16 protein-coding genes and 1 pseudogene are annotated in these 15,614 nt (G+C 61.6%); 14 read left to right on the top strand and 3 right to left on the bottom strand.

Annotated elements, in window-relative coordinates:
• The first annotated feature begins 29 nt into the window (after positions 1–29).
• The 8 genes and pseudogenes from WM42_RS04330 to WM42_RS13605 all read left to right on the top strand — a co-directional run.
• Positions 30–497 carry a hypothetical protein gene (locus WM42_RS04330; RefSeq protein WP_062035826.1) on the top strand — a complete coding sequence of 156 codons (468 nt, stop codon included), beginning with the start codon at positions 30–32 and terminating at the stop codon, positions 495–497.
• A complete protein-coding gene (tsaB, locus tag WM42_RS04325; RefSeq protein WP_062035825.1) occupies positions 497–1,165 on the top strand; it encodes a tRNA (adenosine(37)-N6)-threonylcarbamoyltransferase complex dimerization subunit type 1 TsaB in 669 nt (222 codons plus the stop codon). The genes WM42_RS04330 and tsaB overlap by 1 nt, the downstream gene beginning before the upstream one ends.
• Positions 1,162–1,632 carry a ribosomal protein S18-alanine N-acetyltransferase gene (gene rimI / locus WM42_RS04320; protein WP_062035824.1) on the top strand — a complete coding sequence of 157 codons (471 nt, stop codon included), beginning with the start codon at positions 1,162–1,164 and terminating at the stop codon, positions 1,630–1,632. The genes tsaB and rimI overlap by 4 nt, the downstream gene beginning before the upstream one ends.
• Complete coding sequence (gene tsaD, locus WM42_RS04315; RefSeq protein WP_062035823.1) at positions 1,629–2,678, top strand: tRNA (adenosine(37)-N6)-threonylcarbamoyltransferase complex transferase subunit TsaD; 1,050 nt, start codon at positions 1,629–1,631, stop codon at positions 2,676–2,678. Before rimI ends, tsaD begins: the two co-directional genes overlap by 4 nt.
• Positions 2,679–2,783: 105 nt before the next feature.
• On the top strand, positions 2,784–3,212 hold the full coding sequence (locus WM42_RS04310; protein ID WP_062035822.1) for a hypothetical protein: 429 nt from the start codon (positions 2,784–2,786) through the stop codon (positions 3,210–3,212).
• Between the two features lie 163 nt (positions 3,213–3,375).
• A complete protein-coding gene (gene groES, locus WM42_RS04305) occupies positions 3,376–3,675 on the top strand; it encodes a co-chaperone GroES (RefSeq protein ID WP_269465448.1) in 300 nt (99 codons plus the stop codon).
• Positions 3,676–3,681: 6 nt separating this feature from the next.
• Positions 3,682–5,298 carry a chaperonin GroEL gene (gene groL, locus WM42_RS04300; RefSeq protein WP_062035821.1) on the top strand — a complete coding sequence of 539 codons (1,617 nt, stop codon included), beginning with the start codon at positions 3,682–3,684 and terminating at the stop codon, positions 5,296–5,298.
• Between the two features lie 242 nt (positions 5,299–5,540).
• Positions 5,541–6,471, top strand: a pseudogene (locus WM42_RS13605) (AAA family ATPase); the annotation flags it as partial.
• Positions 6,472–6,481: 10 nt separating this feature from the next.
• Here WM42_RS13605 and WM42_RS04285 read toward each other — a convergent pair.
• Entirely contained in the window at positions 6,482–6,772 is a 291-nt protein-coding gene (locus WM42_RS04285; protein ID WP_061920616.1) for a WhiB family transcriptional regulator, read from the bottom strand.
• Positions 6,773–7,075: 303 nt separating this feature from the next.
• Between WM42_RS04285 and WM42_RS04280 the strand changes: the two genes are divergently transcribed.
• Positions 7,076–7,639, top strand: coding sequence for a sigma-70 family RNA polymerase sigma factor (locus WM42_RS04280; protein WP_062035818.1), 564 nt, complete (start codon positions 7,076–7,078; stop codon positions 7,637–7,639).
• Positions 7,640–7,702: 63 nt separating this feature from the next.
• Complete coding sequence (locus tag WM42_RS04275; RefSeq protein ID WP_235591316.1) at positions 7,703–8,506, top strand: hypothetical protein; 804 nt, start codon at positions 7,703–7,705, stop codon at positions 8,504–8,506.
• A gap of 52 nt (positions 8,507–8,558) precedes the next feature.
• Here WM42_RS04275 and WM42_RS04270 read toward each other — a convergent pair whose 3' ends face one another.
• On the bottom strand, positions 8,559–8,930 hold the full coding sequence (locus tag WM42_RS04270; protein WP_062039157.1) for a DUF5319 domain-containing protein: 372 nt from the start codon (positions 8,928–8,930) through the stop codon (positions 8,559–8,561).
• A 162-nt stretch (positions 8,931–9,092) separates the two neighbouring features.
• On the opposite strand from WM42_RS04270, the gene guaB reads away from it, so the two are divergent.
• From guaB to guaA, 3 genes are all read left to right on the top strand, one after another.
• Complete coding sequence (guaB, locus tag WM42_RS04265) at positions 9,093–10,613, top strand: IMP dehydrogenase (RefSeq protein WP_062035817.1); 1,521 nt, start codon at positions 9,093–9,095, stop codon at positions 10,611–10,613.
• A 24-nt stretch (positions 10,614–10,637) separates the two neighbouring features.
• Positions 10,638–11,774, top strand: coding sequence for a GuaB3 family IMP dehydrogenase-related protein (locus WM42_RS04260; RefSeq protein WP_062035816.1), 1,137 nt, complete (start codon positions 10,638–10,640; stop codon positions 11,772–11,774).
• Positions 11,775–12,224: 450 nt separating this feature from the next.
• Positions 12,225–13,799, top strand: a complete 1,575-nt coding sequence (gene guaA, locus WM42_RS04255) for a glutamine-hydrolyzing GMP synthase (protein ID WP_062035815.1) — start codon at positions 12,225–12,227, stop codon at positions 13,797–13,799.
• A 52-nt stretch (positions 13,800–13,851) separates the two neighbouring features.
• Here guaA and WM42_RS04250 read toward each other — a convergent pair whose 3' ends face one another.
• Positions 13,852–15,189, bottom strand: coding sequence for a DUF2252 domain-containing protein (locus WM42_RS04250; RefSeq protein WP_062035814.1), 1,338 nt, complete (start codon positions 15,187–15,189; stop codon positions 13,852–13,854).
• A gap of 105 nt (positions 15,190–15,294) precedes the next feature.
• Between WM42_RS04250 and WM42_RS13510 the strand changes: the two genes are divergently transcribed.
• A complete protein-coding gene (locus tag WM42_RS13510) occupies positions 15,295–15,567 on the top strand; it encodes an aldo/keto reductase (RefSeq protein WP_201057417.1) in 273 nt (90 codons plus the stop codon).
• Positions 15,568–15,614: the final 47 nt, after the last annotated feature.

Genomic DNA, 15,614 nt, shown 5'->3' with positions numbered 1-15,614 from the left:
CCACATGACGTGCAAGGAGCGCTTTCAATATGACCAAGGTCGGTCAATTCATCACCACATTCCTCATCGGATTGTTCATTATTGCCCTGGGCGCGATGATTGCGCTGTCGAGCATGCGTGAGCAGCCACCCGTGGAGCGCACCCTAAAAAGCGCTGTCGATTCCCTCGATAAGACCAACCTGACCGTCAGCGCCGTCGCCCCGAGCGAGGTGCTGGGCCATAACTGGCAGGGCATGACCACCATCTGCGCTGGCACCAAGTTGGATGAGATCAAGAAGATGTACGGCATCGACCCGCAAGCCTTGGGCATTGATGAAGACGTCGACGCGGACACCAACTACTTCGTTGCCATCGGCGGCAACAATGAGTTCTATGCCGAGAAGCTCAACCGCGAAAAGATCGATCTGTGCCCGATGAACCAGCCGTTGCAGCCTGCTGCCACCCAGTCTCTGCTGCCATTTATCAAGGAAGGCGATACCTGGAAGTTGGGCGCTTAATGCTGGTTTTAAGCATTGATACCGCAACGACTGACCTGGTTACCGGCGTAGTAGATACCGAATCCGGTGCGGTCAGCGAGCGGATTATCACTGATACCCGCGCGCATAACGAGCAGTTGATTCCCACCATCCAGTGTCTGTTGGAGGAAAAGGGAATGGGCTTTGCCGATTTGGACGCAATCGTCGTGGGGTGTGGTCCGGGCCCGTTTACGGGTTTGCGCGTAGGCATGGCCACCGCCTCCGCGCTTGGCGACGCCCTCGGCATCCCGGTCCACGGCGTCTGCTCCCATGACGCCATCGCTGCCGAGCATGGCGCGGATAAGCGCATCCTCGTGGCAACGGATGCACGGCGCAAGGAAATCTACTGGGCTACCTATGCGGAAGGTGCGCGGGTGGAAGGCCCGGGCGTCGTCAAGCCGGGCGAGATAGCCGTGGAGGTGGAAGCGGTAGTTATCCCAGATAACCTGGTTGGAAAGCTGCCCGAGGCCCTGCAGGCGCTGCCGCACGTGGTGGCGAATCCCCGCCCGGCCGGTTTGGTTGCCGTCGCCGACCTTTCCGCGACGCCTGCTCCGTTGACCCCGCTGTACCTGCGTCGTCCAGACGCCGTGCCGCCGAAGCCGAAGCCGCGCTCAGCCGCCCTTCCCGACATTTCCGGGCTAAATCTGTGAAGCTGCGCGAACTAACCGCCGCCGATGCGCAGCGCTGCGCGGAGCTGGAGAAAGTGCTTTTTGCAGGGGAAGGGCCGTGGCCGGCGGAGGCTTTCGTGCAGGAAATCGCACACGGCCACACCTTTTATCTAGGGGTGGAAGACGAGGATGTATTGGTTGGTTATGCCGGCATCGGCATGATGGGACCTGTCACCGACCCGGAATTCGAAATTCATACCATCGGCGTCGATCCCGCGATGCAGCGCCGTGGGGCGGGCAGGATGATGATGGATAACATCGTCTACATCGCTGACCTGAAAGATGCCCCGGTTTTTCTCGAGGTTCGTGTGGGCAACGATCCCGCCATTTCCATGTACGAAGCCTACGGTTTTATAAAGACCGGCATCCGCCGCAATTACTATCAACCTTCAGGCGCGGACGCGCACACCATGTTCCGCCCGCGTAAAAGCGAAAGGACCGCGAAGTGAAAATCCTCGGAATCGAGTCTTCCTGCGACGAAACCGGTGTAGGAATCATCGAGCTGGACGCGGATGGCCATATGGAAATCCTGGCTGACAGCGTTGCCTCGTCGATGCAGCAGCACGCTCGCTTCGGCGGCGTGGTTCCGGAGATCGCCTCGCGTGCCCACCTGGAGGCTATGCCGCAGGTGATGCGCGCAGCACTGGAGGAGGCGGGGATTTCCAAGCCGGATGCCGTTGCCGCGACGGTGGGGCCGGGCCTGGCGGGTGCCTTGCTGGTGGGCGCTTCCGCGGCGAAGGCCTATGCGGCTGCCTGGGGCGTGCCTTTCTACGGCGTCAATCACTTGGGCGGGCACGTAGCTGTGGCCAACCTCGAAGGTGAACAGCTGCCGCACGCAGTGGCTCTGTTGGTCTCCGGCGGCCACACCCAGCTGCTTGAGGCCCAGGCGGTGGGAAAGCCCATGAAGGAATTGGGCAGCACGCTTGACGACGCCGCCGGCGAAGCCTACGACAAAGTCTCCCGCCTTTTGGGTCTGGGCTATCCGGGAGGGCCGGTCATCGACAAGCTGGCGGCGCAAGGCGAGGCCAACATCGACTTTCCGCGGGGCCTTTCGCGTGCGGAGGATCTGCGCGGCGTGCATCGCCATGACTTTTCTTTCTCCGGTTTGAAGACCTCCGTGGCGCGGTACGTGGAAAAGGCGGAGAAGGAAGGACGCGTCGTATCCATCGAGGATATTTGCGCTTCCTTCCAGGAGGCCGTGGCGGATGTGCTGACCGCGAAGGCCGTGCGGGCCTGCCAGGACACCGGCGCCAAGGTGCTGCTGCTGGGCGGTGGCGTGGCTGCGAATTCGCGCCTGCGGCAGCTGGCGGCCAAGCGTTGCGAATCGGCGGGCATCGAACTGCGGGTGCCGCGTTTTAAGCTGTGCACCGACAACGGCGTGATGATTGCGGCCGTAGCGGCGCAGCTCATTCATGAAGGGGCGGAGCCTTCCGGCCTGGCCTGCGGCACCGATACCCAGCTCGAAGTGGAAGTCCCGCTCGTTAGCGCAAACTAACGTTCACCAAAAGTTTGCTTTCCTCCGGATGCGGGGTGGTTAAGGCGGCGGTAATGTGCGGAAACGATATTGCCCTACTGGCTATTGAAGGAGCCTTACCCCGTCATGACCATCGGTTTTCTCGTTAATTCAGATTTGACCCGCCGCAAGATCGAATTCGATCTTGAGCACGCCAACCAGTTCTTGGGCGGCACCACCGAAGACCGCGTCGCCGTCGTGTTCCAAGACGACGGTTCCACCTATGCCGCGCTTTTTAACCCCAATGCCAAGGCTGAGGGCGCGGAGCCGAATCCGGTTGCCTCCCTGGCGCGCAATGCTGCCGATACCGGTAACTCGGCATTCCTGCAGGACCCAATCCGCGCTATTAGCGGTCCGGTCATCTTCGTCGAAGCAGAAGGTGAGTCTGAGAACTTCGACGAGGTCATCGAGGCAGTCGAGCACGGTATTCGTGCCGTTCGCAATTACCGCGAAGACTACCCAGAAGAATATGGCCTCTGGCGCGCGGCAGTCATCAATTCTGAAAAGTCCGTCTAAGTTTTATAGGCTTCGCCGCGCCTCCGGAGTTTGTTGAGGGTTAGCAGTCGCAAGGGTAGAGTGCTAGGAAGGTTGTTTGACCCACAGTTGTTCACCCGCGACGACGGCTGTGCTGGACATCCACAACCGGCACATACAACTAACTGATTCAAATTTCGGAGGAATCACCATGGCAAACATCAAGCCACTTGAGGACAAGGTTCTCGTCCAGATCGTAGAAGCAGAAACCACCACCGCTTCCGGCCTGGTTATCCCAGACTCCGCTAAGGAAAAGCCGCAGGAGGCTACCGTCATCGCCGTCGGCCCAGGCCGCACCAATGACAAGGGCGAGGTCGTTCCGGTCGGAGTCAACGAGGGCGACACCGTAATCTTCTCCAAGTACGGCGGCACCGAGCTGAAGTACGACGGCCAGGAGTACCTCCTGCTGTCCGCACGTGACCTGCTCGCAGTCATCGAGAAGTAGGCCTTCATGTCAAAGCTGATTGCATTTGACCAGGAAGCTCGCGAGGGCATCCAGCGCGGCGTTGACACGCTTGCTGACGCAGTCAAGGTCACCCTCGGTCCCCGCGGCCGCAACGTTGTGCTGTCCAAGGCCTTCGGCGGCCCCACCGTCACCAACGACGGCGTGACCATCGCCCGTGACATCGACATCGAGGAGCCTTTTGAGAACCTCGGTGCACAGCTGGTGAAGTCCGTGGCCGTGAAGACCAACGACATCGCCGGTGACGGCACCACCACCGCAACTTTGCTCGCCCAGGCGCTTATCTTCGAGGGCCTGCGCAACGTTGCCGCTGGTGCCAACCCAGTTGAGCTAAACCGCGGTATCGCTGCGGCGGCGGAAAAGACCGTTGAAGAGCTGATGAAGCGTGCAACGCCGGTGAACTCGGCGTCGGAAATCGCGCAGGTGGCAACCGTTTCCTCCCGTGACCCAGAGGTCGGCGAGATGGTCGCCGGCGCCATGGACAAGGTGGGCAAGGACGGCGTTGTAACCGTCGAGGAGTCCCAGTCCATCGAGTCCTCCGTGGACGTAACCGAGGGCATTTCCTTCGACAAGGGCTACCTTTCTCCGTACTTCGCTACGGAAGAAGAGACCTACAACGCAGTGCTTGACGACGCAGCCATCCTCCTCGTCCGCAACAAGATCTCCTCTCTGCCGGACTTCCTGCCGCTGCTGGAGAAGATTGCTGAGTCGTCGCGTCCTACCTTGATCATCGCGGAAGATGTGGAAGGCGAGCCGCTGCAGGCACTCGTTGTTAACTCCATCCGCAAGGTGCTCAAGGTTGCCGCAGTGAAGGCCCCGTACTTCGGCGAGCGCCGCAAGGGCTTCATGGATGACCTGGCTGTTGTCACCGGCGCCACCGTTGTGGATCCTGAGGTAGGCATCAACTTGAACGAGGTTGGCCTCGAGGTGCTGGGCTCTGCCCGCCGCGTGACGGTTTCCAAGGAAGACACCGTCATCGTTGACGGCGCTGGCGAAGCTAGCGCTGTGGAAGAGCGTCGCGAGCAGCTGCGCCGCGAAATCGAGCGCACCGATTCCACCTGGGATCGCGAGAAGCTCGAGGAGCGTCTGGCGAAGCTCTCCGGCGGCGTTGCCGTCATCCGCGTCGGTGCTGCTACCGAGACCGAGGTCAACGAGCGCAAGCTGCGCGTCGAGGACGCCATCAACGCTGCCCGCGCGGCCGTCGATGAGGGCGTCATCGCAGGCGGCGGTTCCGCACTCGTGCAGATCTCCAAGGAACTGGAAAAGTTTGCCGAGGAGTTCGAGGGCGAGGCCAAGACCGGCGTGCTCTCCGTATCCCGCGCGCTGACCCGCCCGGCTTACTGGATTGCGCAGAACGCTGGCCTGGACGGCTCCGTCATTGTTGACCACGTTTCCGAACTCGAGAACGGCCACGGCTTCAACGCCGCCACCCTGGAGTACGGCAACCTGCTGGAGCAGGGCATCATTGACCCAGTTAAGGTCACCCACTCCGCAGTGGTTAACGCCACCTCTGTTGCCCGCATGGTTCTGACCACCGAGGCATCCGTAGTGGAAAAGCCAGCTGAGGAAGAAGCACCCGCTGCTTCCCACGGCCATCACCACTAATTTTTAGCCGCGAATCACCCCGAGTCTCCCACGTGGAGGCCCGGGGTTTCGTCTTAGGAGGGCTAGGTGCGCAATCAAGAATTCATCCGCGTTATCGGCGCGCGCGATAATAATCTCAAAAAATATAAGCGTCGATATCCCTAAGCGGAAACTCACCGTGTTCATCGGTGTCTCCGGTTCTGGCAAGTCCTCTCTCGTATTCGGAACCATCGCTGCAGAATCTCAGTGGCCTTACCGCCGCCATCGTGGTGGAGCATAAACCGGAGACCACCGCTATTGCCGATTACGTCGTCGACTTAGGGCCCCGCGCTGGCAGCCAGGGTGGGGAAGTGGTCTTTACCGGTTCCGTCGATAAACTGCGCGAGGCGGATACCTTAACTGGCCGCCACCTGGCGGACCGCGCCCAGTTCAAGGAAGAAACCCGCACTCCTTCGGGCGCCATCGAAATCCATAACGCCCAGCGCAACAACCTACGCGGCATCGACGTATACCGGCGCGTTGGACTCCATCCGCAAGGCGTTTGCGAAGGCGAACAGTTCTGAAAGCGACGTCGTCAAGCCTGCCCTGTTTTCTGCGAACTCCGAAGGCGCGTGCCCAAATTGCAATGGTGCGGGAGTCATCTACGTGGAATTCGGATTCATGGACGGCGCTGACGTGCCGTGTGAGGTCTGTGAAGGCAGGCGCTTTTCCGAAGACGTGCTGCGTTACGAACTAGGCGGCAAAAACATCGCCGACGTACTGGAAACGCCAGCTGCTGAGGCTGCGGCTTACTTCGCGGAGAATAGAGTTGCCGTGGGGCTGGGATATATCACCTTGGGCCAACCACTCAACACCCTTTCCGGCGGTGAGCGTCAGCGCCTGAAATTGGCCGTCCACATGGCGGATAAGAAGGCGCAGGCTGATGTTTTGGTGTTGGATGAGCCATCGACGGGCTTGCACTTGGCGGACGTCGATAAGCTGCTCGAATTGCTCGACCACCTGGCCGAGGAAGGCAACACCGTGGTGTGCGTGGAACATCACCTAGCTGTGGTCGCACACGCGGACCACATCATTGATTTAGGCCCCGGGGCAGGCTCCGCAGGTGGCGGGTTGGTTGCCGCATGCAGCCCTCGCGAACTCGCCGGCAACGCCTCCTCTGTGACTGGGCGTTACCTCGCTGAATATGTGGCCTAAACGGTGACCCCTAAACAGTGACCGTAGCGCGGGTGCGCAAAGCAGCCACGCGCTCGGATTCGCTCATGCCGCCCCACACGCCGTACGGTTCCGCGGAACTTAGCGCATGCTCGCGGCATAGCTCGAGGACCGGGCAGGACTGACAAATTGCCTTAGCGCGGTTCTCACGCTGGGCGCGAGCGCGGCCACGCTCGCCGTCTGGGTGATAAAACACGTCCGAATTCTCTCCTCGGCATGCACCCTGCAGCTGCCAATCCCAAAAGTCAGCGTTAGGGCCGGGAAGCGAATGGGGCTGAGACATGTTCAAAACTCCTTTAGTAAATACCCTGCGCGCATGAATTCGCGCCATGGAGGAATAAGACGATTTAGAAGTTTCGACGCACGTGGTAAACGAATGGTTACCGGATTGTTTCCCCTATATGGATTCTTTACGCGGAGGGCATTTTTAGCGGGTCTGAACTGCACGAACAGCAAAGGTAAACGGTGTATGAACTTTTGGCGCGCCGGGAGTAAAAGGATATAAATCCACCCGAACGGGCTAGGGTGTAAGGGCTAAGGCGAAAACTAAAGCAGCAAACCCCAAGGAAAGCCCCAAGGAAAAACAGTGAGCGATACCGATAAAGAGCTAGCGGACCTCGTGCCGCTAGCTGCTGACGGCAACCGTCGCGCACTCCAGAAGATCATGCGGATTATCCACCCGCAGGTGCTGCGCTACTGCCGCGCACGCATCGGCGGCGGGCGCCAACCCACGCCAGAAGACGTCACGCAGGAAATCTGCCTCGCTGTTGCCACATCCATCGACTCCTACGAAGACAAAGGCCGCCCGTTCATGGCCTACGTCTATGGCATTGCCTTCAACAAGGTCGCCGATGCGCACCGCGCCATGGGCCGAGACCACTCCAACCCCGCCGAGGAAGTCCCGGAAAGCGCGGCCAAAGACGCAAATCCGGAGGAATCTGCGCTGGTCACGGATGGTAGTAACAGAGTGCGGGAGTTGCTCGATACATTAAGTGACAAAGCTCGAGACATAGTCATCTTGCGCGTGTTCGTGGGCCTTACAGCCGAGGAGACTGCGGAAATCGTGGAATCTACACCGGGTGCGGTACGCGTGGCGCAGCATCGAGCATTGGCACAACTGCGCAAGGCTATCGGCACCTCTGGTCAATAGCGCAAGCGCGTATCTTCTCAAATCTCATATGTCCATAATCTCATTCAAGGAAGGGAGGCCATCATGGCGAAGAAGGATGAGCCACAGCTCAATATCTCTGAGCAACTGCAGCCTTTGGTCGACGATGACGCATTCCTGACTAGCCTTTCTCAGGGCCAGGACCCTTCTGCTGGGGAAGACGAGTTGGCGGGCTTGCTTCTCGAGCTGCGTGACGACGTCGAAAAGCAAATGCCGCCAGCTCCGGTTATCGAAGGCGCCGACGAGGAAGCTGAGGTTATTTCTCTGGCCGCGGCCTCCAAGCGGCGTCGTTCGCGGCCTTTCGTGAACGGCCTAATTGGTGCAGCGGCGGCGACCTTGGTCATCGCCGGTACTGGTACTGCCGTGTACAACGCAGGTCCTGGTTCTCCGCTCTACGGCGTGCACAAATCCATGTTTGGCACCTCGGATGCTTCCTCCGTGGAGCTTGCAGGCACGCTCGAGGAAATGGACCGTCGCTCCGCAAATGGCGACATGGCCGGCACCCGCGAATTGCTTAATGAAGCACGCCGCATCATCGACGAATTACACAACTCGCAGTCGGAGCCTACCGCTGCGGAAAAGCCCTCGGCCACGCCAGCTACCAAGCCATTCTCCGCAGCGCGTTCTACGGTAACTGCGACGGAGACCTTGGAAAAGGAAGTCCCGGTATCTAGCCCAGAGCCAGCGCCGGTAACCGTAACGGAATACCAGACCATCACCTCTACGGTTGTGGTTCCGGATACGCCCTCGCAGGAAACTGGCGAGCAGACCGAGCCAACTTCAGTCGCTACGGACACCGCTGAGGGCCAAGGCCCTGATGGTTACCTCGGCGAAAACCAGCAGCAGTAAACCAGCAGTATTAAAAAATTCCCTGCCTCACAGCGAGGTAGGGAATTTTTTCTTAGCGGGCGTCTAGGCCGTCCATATAGCCCAGGGCGTAATCCCACGGGACGTAGCGCGTGGGGTCCGGCTGCGCGCCCGGCTCATGCACCGGGGCGAGTTCGCCGTCCAAAGTGGCGCGCATGTTAGCAGCCATGATGTCCCACTCGTAGAAGTGGCTTTCTTCGCAGTCCTCGCATAGAAAGAAGATGCCGTCGATTCCGCGCGGGCCCAGCACGCGGGCGAATTCCTGTACCAAGGCGAGGTCGTGGATGATAGCCAAGCGTTCTTCCTCGGACAAAGGCATGACCTGCTCGTCTTCCTCCAGGAAGGAAGCGGGGTCGTTGGGATCGTCTGCGAATGGGTCGCGTGGCATATTGGCGAAGAAGTTCACCTTTGCGAGCCTATAAACTTCCACCCCCTTTAGGCAATTCCTCATTGGGGTTCGCTTACCTTTCTTACGGGGTGGCCCGGCTACCATTCGGGGTGCTTTAAGCACTACAGTTGTGGTTACCGCGAAACCATCTTGGCCTTATTTAAGGAGTGTCCTTAACCCATGAGCGATAATCACATTCTCACCGGCGGCGATGACCCAAACAAGGTAGCCCTGCACGGCTTGACTTTTGATGACGTTCTGCTGCTGCCGGCAGAATCCAACATCGTTCCGTCCGAGGTGGACACCTCGGCGCAGTTCACCCGCAACATTCGTCTCGGCGTTCCGCTGGCTTCTGCCGCCATGGATACCGTTACCGAGGCTCGCATGGCAATCGCCATGGCACGCCAGGGCGGTATTGGCGTCCTGCACCGCAACCTGTCCACTGAGGATCAGGCAACCCAGGTGGAAATCGTCAAGCGCTCTGAGTCCGGCATGGTGACGGACCCTGTTACCGCTAGCCCGGATATGACCATCCAGGAAGTCGACGAGCTGTGCGCACGCTTCCGCATTTCTGGCCTGCCGGTCGTCGATGACAAGGGCACCTTGCTGGGCATTTGCACCAACCGCGATATGCGTTTCGAGCCGGACTTCGGCCGCAAAGTCTCCGAGATTATGACCCCTATGCCGCTGGTTGTGGCCAAGGAGGGCGTGGCCAAGGAGGAGGCGCTGGCGCTGCTTTCTTCCAACAAGGTTGAGAAGCTTCCTATCGTCGATGATGACAACAAGCTGGTTGGCCTGATCACGGTCAAGGACTTCGTAAAGACCGAGCAGTTCCCGAACTCCTCCAAGGATTCCTCCGGACGACTGCTGGTGGCAGCGGGTATCGGCACGGGTGAGGAATCCTATGCTCGAGCAGGCGCGCTTGTCGACGCCGGCGTTGACGTCCTCGTCGTCGACTCCGCTCATGCGCACAACAACCGCGTGCTGGAGATGGTTTCCCGTGTACAGAAGGACTTCGGCTCCAAGGTCGACGTCGTGGGCGGCAACCTCGCTACTCGCGAGGCGGCGAAGGCCATGATTGAGGCCGGCGCGGACGCTATCAAGGTCGGCATCGGCCCAGGCTCCATCTGCACCACCCGCGTCGTCGCGGGCGTTGGCGCTCCGCAGATTACGGCCATCATGGAAGCTGCGGCAGTGGCTGGTCCAGCTGGCGTGCCGGTCATTGGTGATGGCGGCATGCAGTACTCCGGCGACGTCGCCAAGGCATTGGCTGCCGGTGCAGATACCGTCATGCTGGGCTCCATGTTCGCAGGCACCACCGAGGCACCTGGCGATATCGTCGTGGTTCAGGGCAAGCAATACAAGCGCTACCGCGGCATGGGCTCCATGGGCGCTATGCAGGGCCGCGGCCTTACCGGCGAGAAGCGCTCCTACTCCAAGGACCGCTACTTCCAGGCCGACGTTAAGAGCGAGGACAAGCTGGTTCCGGAGGGCGTCGAGGGTCGCGTTCCTTTCCGCGGTGACATCGATGCCATTGTGCACCAGCTCATCGGCGGCCTGCGCGCTTCCATGGGCTACACCGGTTCGGCCACCATCGAGGAGCTGAAGACCAAGCGCTTCGTCCAGATCACCGCGGCGGGCCTGAAGGAATCTCACCCGCACCACCTGCAGCAGATTATCGAAGCTCCGAACTACCGCTAAACGAATCTTTCGAGGAAAGAGCACATGCGCGATTACGTTGAAATTGGTATCGGCCGCGAGGCACGCCGTACCTACGATCTTGATCAGATCTCCTTGGTCCCTACCCGCCGTACCCGCTCGTCGAAGGACGTCGACACCACTTGGAACATCGACGCTTATACCTTCGACATTCCGTTGGTATCGCACCCCACTGACGCTTTGGCCACGCCGGAGTTCGTCATCGAGATGGGCAAGCAGGGCGGCTTGGGCGTCATCAACGCGGAGGGCCTGTGGGGCCGTCACGCGGACCTAGAGGCGGCTTTGGTGAAGGTCACCGAGAATCCTTTCGACCTTTCCACGCTGCAGGAGCTGCATGCAGCGCCGCTGAATGAGGAGCTGTTGGCAGAGCGCATCGCACAGGTGCGTGACTCCGGCGTGACCGTCGCGGTGCGTGTGTCGCCGCAGCGCGCGCGGGAATTGGCACCGGTGGTTATCAAGGCGGGTGCTGAGATCCTGTTTATCCAGGGCACGTTGATTTCTGCGGAGCACGTGCAGCAGGGCGGTGAGCCGCTGAACTTGAAGGAGTTCATCGGTTCCATCGATACGCCGGTTATCGCTGGTGGCGTGGCGGATTACACTACTGCGTTGCACCTGATGCGTGCTGGCGCTGCCGGCATCATCGTGGGCTCTGGCGTTAATACCAACGCCGAGACCGTGGGCATCGATGTGCCGATGGCAACCACCATTGCCGACGTCGCTGCCGCTCGCCGCGACTACCTCGACGAGACCGGCGGCCGCTACGTGCACGTGCTTGCCGACGGCGATATCTACACCTCCGCTGACGTCGCCAAGGCGATTGCCTGCGGCGCTGATTCTGTGGTCTTGGGCCCGGTTTTGGCCCGCGCTGCAGAGGCAGGCGGTAAGGGTTACTACTGGCCGTCGACGGCTGGCCACCCGCGTTTCCCACGCGGCGTCATCGAAGCTGCGGACGTGGACCTCATCGCGGCAGGATACGCGCCGTTGTCGGAGCCGGAGCAGGTTTCGCTCGAGGTCATCTTGCACGGCCCGTCGAATGAGCCACACGGCCAACTGAACCTGGTCGGTGGACTCCAGCGTGCGATGGCCAAGTGCGGTTACACGGACTTGAAGTCTTTCCAGAAGGTGGGCTTGGCAGTACGCTAACCGACCTTTGCCCGACTGCGGCGAGCCACTGCTCGCGGCCCCAGGTGCGTACCTTTGGCCGGCTGATGGGCAGCAGGACGGCCGCCGCCATCAGTAGACGCAGGGCAGCGGTGCCCCAGGTGCCGCCGTCGTCGAAAAGCTGCACTGCGAGCGTGACGTCGGGCGGCGTATCCGGCTTACCGAGCAAGGTGAGATTTTGGCAGAATACGCAGGGCGAATGCTTGCGCTTTCCGACGAAGCGGAGTCCCGGGTCCTCGCGTCGACCTCACTCGTGCGCGGAACTATCCGAGTGACGAGTTTTCAGACGGCAACGTCCGCGCCGCTCTAGCCACGGCAACGCAGCACGCGCTCGCCCGCGCGCCAGAGCCCGAAGCGTAGCGGCCACCGCTTCCCACAACGAACTGGGGTACCTCGTATTTAAAGGCGGTTCAATGGGCTAGACTATAGCGCGTGACTAACCCAACCACTACTCCGCGTCCAGTCCTCGTTGTGGACTTTGGCGCTCAGTACGCGCAGCTCATCGCACGTCGCGTCCGTGAGGCCAACATCTACTCTGAGGTTGTTCCCAACTCTGCCACCGTGGAAGAAATCAAGGCCAAGAATCCGGTCGCTCTGATTCTCTCCGGCGGCCCGTCTTCTGTCTATGCGGATGGCGCTCCTTCTCTGAAGCCCGAGCTGCTTGAGCTGGGCATCCCGGTCTTCGGCATCTGCTACGGCTTCCAGGCTATGACCCAAGCGCTCGGCGGCAAGGTCGCCTCGACTGGCTCTCGTGAATACGGCCGCACCGACGTCAACGTTTCCGGCGGCGTCCTGCACCAGGGCCTCGAGGCCACACACAAGGTGTGGATGTCCCACGGCGACTCTGTCTCCGAGGCTCCGGAAGGCTTCGAGGTTACTGCCTCCTCGGCGGGTGCGCCGGTGGCGGCTTTTGAGTGCCTTGAAAAGCGCATGGCAGGCGTGCAGTACCACCCGGAGGTACTGCACTCGCCGCACGGCCAGGAAGTGCTCACCCGTTTCCTCACCGAGGTCGCAGGCCTCGAGCAGAACTGGACCGCAGACAACATTGCGGAGCAGCTCATCGCTGATATCCAGAAGCAGGTTGGTCCGGAAGGCCGCGCCATCTGCGGCCTGTCCGGCGGAGTGGACTCCGCTGTGGCTGCCGCGCTCGTGCAGCGTGCCATCGGCGACCGTCTGACCTGTGTCTTCGTCGACCACGGCCTGCTGCGCGCGGGTGAGCGTGAGCAGGTGGAGAAGGACTTCGTGGCGTCGACAGGCGCAAAGCTCGTCACCGCAGACGAACGCGAGGCGTTCCTTGCCAAGCTCGCCGGCGTTACCGAGCCGGAGGCCAAGCGTAAGGCAATCGGTGCGGAGTTCATCCGTTCCTTCGAGCGTGCTGTTGCAGGCGTGCTTAACGACGCCCCCGCAGGTTCCTCCGTTGACTTCCTCGTCCAGGGCACGCTGTACCCGGACGTCGTGGAGTCCGGCGGCGGTGACGGTACGGCGAACATCAAGTCCCACCACAACGTGGGCGGCTTGCCTGACGACGTCGAGTTTGAGCTCGTCGAGCCGCTGCGTCTGCTGTTCAAGGACGAGGTGCGCGCCGTGGGCCGTGAGCTGGGCTTGCCCGAGGAAATCGTGGCGCGCCAGCCGTTCCCGGGCCCGGGCCTGGGCATCCGCATCATCGGCGAGGTTACTGAAGAGCGTTTGGAAACCTTGCGCGCGGCAGACCTCATCGCGCGTACCGAGCTGACTGCCGCTGGCCTGGACGGCGAGATCTGGCAGTGCCCGGTGGTACTGCTTGCCGACGTCCGCTCCGTCGGCGTTCAAGGCGACGGCCGCACCTACGGTCACCCAATCGTGCTGCGTCCGGTGTCTTCGGAAGACGCCATGACCGCAGACTGGACCCGCCTGCCTTATGACGTGTTGGAGAAGATCTCCACCCGTATCACCAACGAGGTCAAGGACGTCAACCGCGTGGTCTTGGATTGTACCTCCAAGCCGCCAGGAACCATCGAGTGGGAATAGTCCCGCCCGCCCCGCAGCGCTTCGCCGATCTCGGCGGGGCGCTGCGCGCGTTTTAGAGGAATTCGGCGCGAAACGCCTGCCAGTCGGCCTCGTTCTGGTCGGCATAGGCCCGCGCAAACCGGGCGGCGGAGCGCTCGAAGGCGGTACCTTTACCCAGATAGCCCGCGATGGCTAGTCGGTCACCGGTCCGGGCGTGGGTGCGGGCGAGCGTGACGGCGGAGAGCACGGCGACTGCGTTGAGTTCCTCGGCGCTGAGGTCATCGAGATCGATTGAACCCTTGCCATTCCACAGTTGGCGCACGTAAAAGTGGTGGTCGCCTACCTGCGTCCAGCCGAGCAGGATATCCGCCGTCGCCTGGATGGCGTGCTGGCCCTCGATGACGCGCTGACCATGATGAGCGTACTCGCTTGCCGGGAGATAGGGCGCGAGTGCTGACGGCCGCGCCTCCTTGATTTGCAGCACAAGCGGGTCGTGCTCGCCGTTGCCCTCGAACACCACCATCCACGCACGCAAGCCCACGCTGCCCACGCCCACGACCTTCATCGCTGCATCCTGGTAGCGGTACTGACGCAGCAAGCTGGCCCGCTCTGGTGCGAGCGTGGCGAGATAGGAGCTCAGCGCTTCGCGCACGACGGCATCGGCAAGCTCGCGCTCGGGGCCTTCCACGAGATCACGCAGCGGCACGAGCACCGGCGGATCCGAGATAATGCGGCGTTGCCCGTCGACGACCTCGGTGAGCTTGCCCACCGCACGCTGGCTGTCCTTGGCACGGGCCTTCGCGATGAGCTTGCGCACGCTCTTGACGGACTTCTTGCCCAGTCGTCCACCGAATTCATCGAGTGTCGCCTCCATCTCGAAGCGTGCGTACCACACGTCGAGGTTGCCCATGTCCGCGAAACGAGACATCGCCCGGTGGTAGGCGGCAACGGTGGACTCGACGAGCTCCTCCGGATCAAAGCCGCGCTCGCGCGCGCAAATTTCCACGCTGGTCACCAGTCGCGCAACGTCCCATTCCCAGGGACCGGGCAACGTCTCATCGAAATCGTTGAGGTCGAAGACCGTGCGCCGATCCGGCGCAGAGAAGAGCCCGAAGTTCGAGATATGCGCGTCTCCGCAGGCCTGGACCGTGATGCCCGAGGTAGCCAACGACGCGAGGTCCGCCGCCATAATCGCCGCTCCGCCGCGGTAGAACGCGAACGCCGACTCCCCCATCCGCGCGTAGCGCAGCGGCAGCAGCTCCGCGACGCGCGCCGGAGCCTGCGCGTGGATGATGCCCAACGGGTCGCGGTCCTCGGCAGGCTGCCACGAGCCGAGGGTACGGCGCGGGGTGTGCTTGCGGGCTGCTTTGCCGGCAGCGCGGCGTTCGGCAGGAGTATGTTGTGTCTTCACGTCGAATCAGCCTAGTCGCGAACGATCGCCTCGTAGAGTTCGCGCGCGGGCGCCGCGGCGCGCAGTTCATCGCGTTGAGCCCGCTGTCCAATGGCCTACTCACCGATGCCGCAGTTCCGCGACTACGACGCCAACGCGGAGCTGCTCGCGCTCGTCCGCCGGCTGGCTGCGGTGCATGACGCGACGCCCGCGCAGCTCTCGCTGGCCTGGGTCATGGCCAAGGGCGCGGTGCCCATCCCCGGCAGCCGCAAGCCCGAGCGTTTGCGTGAGAATCTCGCCGCCGCCGACATCGTGCTCACCGCTAACGAGGCCGCTGACATCGATGCGGCCCTCGACGCCACCGCCATGTCCGACGTTTTCGGCGGCACGAAAAACTAAAACGGCATGTCGAATGACCCGCCTTTCGGGGCGGGTTGTCGTTTGTG

The sequence above is a fragment of the Corynebacterium simulans genome, assembly GCF_001586215.1.
GTDB lineage: Bacteria > Actinomycetota > Actinomycetes > Mycobacteriales > Mycobacteriaceae > Corynebacterium > Corynebacterium simulans.
This window is presented reverse-complemented; position numbering and strand designations above follow the sequence as displayed.

Coding starts and splice junctions, on each gene's coding strand:
- WM42_RS04330 (WP_062035826.1), top strand. CDS start 30: ATGACCAAGGTCGGTCAATTCATCACCACATTCCTCATCGGATTGTTC.
- tsaB (WP_062035825.1), top strand. CDS start 497: ATGCTGGTTTTAAGCATTGATACCGCAACGACTGACCTGGTTACCGGC.
- WM42_RS04310 (WP_062035822.1), top strand. CDS start 2,784: ATGACCATCGGTTTTCTCGTTAATTCAGATTTGACCCGCCGCAAGATC.
- groL (WP_062035821.1), top strand. CDS start 3,682: ATGTCAAAGCTGATTGCATTTGACCAGGAAGCTCGCGAGGGCATCCAG.
- WM42_RS04285 (WP_061920616.1), bottom strand. CDS start 6,772: ATGTCTCAGCCCCATTCGCTTCCCGGCCCTAACGCTGACTTTTGGGAT.
- WM42_RS04275 (WP_235591316.1), top strand. CDS start 7,703: ATGGCGAAGAAGGATGAGCCACAGCTCAATATCTCTGAGCAACTGCAG.
- guaB (WP_062035817.1), top strand. CDS start 9,093: ATGAGCGATAATCACATTCTCACCGGCGGCGATGACCCAAACAAGGTA.
- WM42_RS04260 (WP_062035816.1), top strand. CDS start 10,638: ATGCGCGATTACGTTGAAATTGGTATCGGCCGCGAGGCACGCCGTACC.
- WM42_RS13510 (WP_201057417.1), top strand. CDS start 15,295: ATGCCGCAGTTCCGCGACTACGACGCCAACGCGGAGCTGCTCGCGCTC.